The sequence below is a fragment of the Schnuerera sp. genome (genome assembly GCF_035459645.1).
Classification (GTDB): Bacteria; Bacillota; Clostridia; order Tissierellales; family Tepidimicrobiaceae; genus Schnuerera.
Genome location: NZ_DATHXO010000378.1, coordinates 1 through 2,782, shown reverse-complemented (window position 1 = coordinate 2,782; position 2,782 = coordinate 1). Strand labels below are relative to the sequence as shown.

The window sequence follows — 2,782 nt, the reverse complement described above, 5'->3', positions numbered from 1 at the left end:
GTATTGTTTTAATAAATTAGCCTACAATTCTTAAAATCACACAATCCTTTTTATTAAACTAATCCTAATTTACTTTATCCAATGATTTTCCACTCCAATTTCTTTTAAAATCAAATTAATATTTGTTTCATTAATACTTTTATATATTTTATAAAAATGTTCTTTAGAAATTTCATTAGTTATTACTTTAGATAAAAAATCCTTGAAATCTTTCCATTCCTTAGATTTTTCATCTAATTCTTTTAATCCTTCTATACCTGAATTTAGGTTCTTTTTCCCCATATAATAAAATTTCATATTATCATCTTCTAACCTATTCAAAGCTTTGTCAAACTCTCTATTGAAGATATCTATATATATTATATATGAGTTTACATATGATTCTCCTATCATTTCATAATATTCCTGTCCCTTATTAAAATCTCCTTTTAATAAATAATATCGTCCTTTTTCCCAAATTAATCCTTCATTTAAATCTTCATCTGGTATTAAATCGAATACTCTATTCCCTATTTTTATAAATTTTTCTTTATCTTTCATGGCTATAGATTTACATAAACTTTCCAATATGTTCTTATCCTTGGTCAAATCATATAGTCTAAAAGAATATTTTTCAGCTTTATCCGGATCTACTGTATCCTTTTTCCATCCTTTAGTATAAAGTTTTGAAAGGTAGGTTAAGGCTTCTAAATTATTTTCATCATTATCTATTTGTGCTTCATAATAATCTACAGCTTCTTCATATTTTTTTTGGAGAATTAAGTTTTCCCCCTCCGTCAATTCCCTATTTCTAACTTTTATAATAGTACCATTGTCATAAGAGGAAATTAAAGGTAATGAACTACTGATTAAAGTTCTATTTTTATCGTAAGCATTAATTGAAACTGGTACATTGTTACCAGGAAAGAAGACCCCTAAAATAGCTTGAGGATTTATTGTCATATCTTCTCCTTCATAAAATATGCCACCAAGTGCTGAATTTAATACCTCTAAACTTAAAATAGCTCTATTTTCTTTTATATGATATTCTCCATTTTTACTAGGAATAGAAAAACCTGCACTACTTCCTTCCATTTTTAGTGGATTATCAAAACTTGTTGCATTGATTGTATAGTACTCTGCCCCTTCTACTTCTTCCCAAGTAATAGTAAATTCTTCATCTTTTAATATATATTCTCCTTTAGGAATTACCATTTCCATTGGTGATACAAAATGAAAATCATATATAGTATCTTCGTATAATTCCAAGTTTCTTTTAGAGTCATCTAAATATACCATATCATAAGCTAAAAATTTGCTAATACCTATACCTATCTCATAAGTTCCTTCCTTAAATCCTACCGTTTCAAAATTTCCATTAATATCAGTTATAGCTACAAAATGCATCCCATTACTAGAATAAGTACCTGCCTCTGATATATCCCTCAGATAAATTTGAGCAAAAGGTATTGGTTTTCCATCATAGGTTGCTTTTCCCCTTATTTTTAAATCACCTTTATATTTTATAATATCCTTCATCCACAAACTGCGATCCTTTATCTTTAGATTCCCAAATAAATTGCCCTTTTCCCTATCTAGGACAGAGCTCTTATCTGCTAATTCATATACTTCCTTAGCTTTTTCATAGTCCTCCAGAGCAAAGTATATATGACCTTTAAGGTAATAAAGTTCTATATCCTCTCTACCTTTATCCAAATAATTGTTTACAATATCCAACCCGTTATCATACTCTCCATCTGCAAAATAATAGAAAGCCCTATATAAATCACTAATATATACTAACTCTTTATTAGAGGACATCTTCCCCATATCCAACAGTTCATAAACCTTATCCAATTCCCCTAATCCAGTATAGATATCTAATATCTTTTTATATGCTTGATTATGATATTTACTATTTTTATATTTGCTTAATATTTCCTCATAATATCCTATTGCAGTCTCCACATTTTCCTTAGTTGCTGGAAAACCTCCTCCACCTTTACCCCACATTAGTATGTCATAGGTGTCTATATAGGGTAATATTAGATTGGCTAAATTATATAAGGCCTCATCTTTTTTTGTAAATGATAAGGTGTTTAAATATATTTGATAAAGTTTTATAACTTTTCCTCTGTTATTATAACTAACGTTCTTTGCTAACCGGGACATAGATATGGGTATAATATATCCAATAATAATAATTAAAGATATTATTATGATAATTATAGTTTTTGTCTTAGAACCAATCTTTTGCATTTAAATTCACTCCATTACTTTCATCACTTTTTGCTAAGTTTACATAATAGCAATATCCACATGGATATTCTCACTTTATTCCTAATTATATCATAATTTTATTATATAAATTTACCCTTTATTCTTAAGGAAAATTTATATATGTATTTCTCATTCTAAAATTTATTCATATCTTTATCTTATAAATATGCCCAAAATAGAAGTAGCATAAATTCTTTTCAAATATATTATGTGGGTTCATGTTTAATTTGGGTATATTTCTATATAAAATACATCTTATATTTATATTATGAGGAGGTTATCTTATGTTTGAAAACGATATAATCGATAAAAAAATAGAAGTTTTGCTAAAGGCACATAATGATTTCATAGATGAAACTAAAGATGAAGATATACTTTTTTATTCAGAACTAAGACATTTTTCCGAAATACATGACGGACTTTTATACTTCTTTGATGGTGAAGCCTAAGACCTCTCCCAATTTCTTGCCTTTTTTTAGTAGTAGATTTAGTTTCATTTAATGTGCAGATTTGAAATACATTA

2 protein-coding genes are annotated in these 2,782 nt (G+C 27.4%); one reads left to right on the top strand and one right to left on the bottom strand.

Features of this window, described 5'->3' with window-relative positions; all coding sequences use genetic code 11:
- Positions 1–69: 69 nt before the first annotated feature.
- Positions 70–2,238 carry a tetratricopeptide repeat protein gene (locus VK998_RS08805; protein ID WP_325227733.1) on the bottom strand — a complete coding sequence of 723 codons (2,169 nt, stop codon included), beginning with the start codon at positions 2,236–2,238 and terminating at the stop codon, positions 70–72.
- Positions 2,239–2,543: 305 nt separating this feature from the next.
- Between VK998_RS08805 and VK998_RS08800 the strand changes: the two genes are divergently transcribed.
- Positions 2,544–2,708 carry a hypothetical protein gene (locus VK998_RS08800; protein ID WP_325227732.1) on the top strand — a complete coding sequence of 55 codons (165 nt, stop codon included), beginning with the start codon at positions 2,544–2,546 and terminating at the stop codon, positions 2,706–2,708.
- Positions 2,709–2,782 lie beyond the last annotated feature (74 nt).

What these genes read in the sequence shown, in the direction of transcription:
- VK998_RS08805 (WP_325227733.1), bottom strand. Translation starts at nt 2,238, where the DNA reads ATGCAAAAGATTGGTTCTAAGACAAAAACTATAATTATCATAATAATA.
- VK998_RS08800 (WP_325227732.1), top strand. Translation starts at nt 2,544, where the DNA reads ATGTTTGAAAACGATATAATCGATAAAAAAATAGAAGTTTTGCTAAAG.